A 1,473-nucleotide genomic window follows, 5' to 3' on the forward strand; every position below is an offset into this window, starting at 1 on the left:
GCTTATAATTTCAATCTTACCGGCATTCAGCTCTTTTTGGCAGATGGAGGCACGAACAGTATTCAAAACAATACCATCAAGAATATATCCTGGACGAATACGAATATCAGTAATGTTATAGGAATAAGCCTTGGGGCGAGTGGCACAAATACGGTGACAAACATAGGCACAGTAACCGGGAACTCGATAGGCGACAACACGACAACAGGATCCATCACCGTAACCAGTGGTACAACAAGCTCATCAAGTGGATTTACGGGCATCAGTATAGGAACATCCGTATTGGGCACAACCAATTGTCAGAATAACATGATTGGTTCTGTCACCACAGCCAATACTACTGCTACAGCGGCAACGAATTTATGGGCCATAAAACGGGATGCTGCAGCCGGAACAACCGTGATCAGCAACAATGTGATAGGTAGTACGACGGTATCCAACAGCCTGAACGGCAGTTCCACCAGCACCGGTGCTGCTCAGACTGTAGCCGGTATTCTTTGTGACGGAACCGGTACAAACACGATCGAGAACAATACGATAGCCAACCTGACCAATGGCATTACTTCCACCGGTTACGGCGACTATAGTGCTTATGGCATCAATTGTGGTGGTGGCGGGAGGATTTCGAACAACACGATCTTCAATGTAAGCAGTGGTTCAGGCAGTAGTAACAAAACTGTGATGGGCATTGCGATTACAAATAATGCCAACTCTTCGATCGTTGCAGTATCGGGTAATACCATTTCCGGCATATCCAACAGCAGTGCTTCTTATGCGGGTTATGTAAGTGGTATATTTCAAGCGACCGGAACATCCGATACCATTTCGGGGAATTTTATTCATAGTCTGTCCGTAAATGGATCCGCTACAAGTGCAGGTCTGTGTGGTGTTCGATTTTTTGGATCGAAGCCGTTCATCAAGAACAATATTATTTCATTGGGAGGAAACACGAACAGTGGTCTGTACGGTGTAATGAAAGCTTCATCGGATTCTGCCAGATTATATTACAATACGATTTATATCAGTGGTGTCCCCGAAACCGGTTCCAATAAATCTTACTGTTACTACTCATCGGGTACAGGCGTTCAGTTGACCAACAATCTGTTGGTGAATGCCCGTTCCAATGGTGGTAGTGCCACTGGTAAACACATAGCACTTCATGCGGACGTATCGTCCTATGTAGTCGGGAGCAACAATGATCTTTATGCCCCCAATACGGGTGGTTATGTTGGTGAGCTCGGTTCTACCGCGTATCAAACGCTGTCAGCCTGGCAGACTGCCCGTGGAGCCTATGAAGTCAACAGCCTAAATGTGGATCCGTCATTTACAACAGCAGGAGGAACCGCCGCCACAGATTACAAGACGGCTGATACGGTTGCCTTGTCTGGGACTCCGTTGGCTGCAGTGACAACGGATTATGACGGTAGTACGAGGGATGGTACGACCCCCAGAATGGGAGCTTACGAAAGTGTA

At 46.9% G+C, this 1,473-nt stretch carries 1 protein-coding gene; it reads left to right on the plus strand.

Features of this window, described 5'->3' with window-relative positions:
• The coding region (locus EKD03_RS18555) for a hypothetical protein (RefSeq protein ID WP_161569321.1) at positions 1 to 1,473 on the plus strand (1,473 nt) is incomplete at both ends.

Source organism: Candidatus Oscillochloris fontis (assembly GCF_004138135.1).
GTDB lineage: Bacteria > Chloroflexota > Chloroflexia > Chloroflexales > Chloroflexaceae > Oscillochloris > Oscillochloris fontis.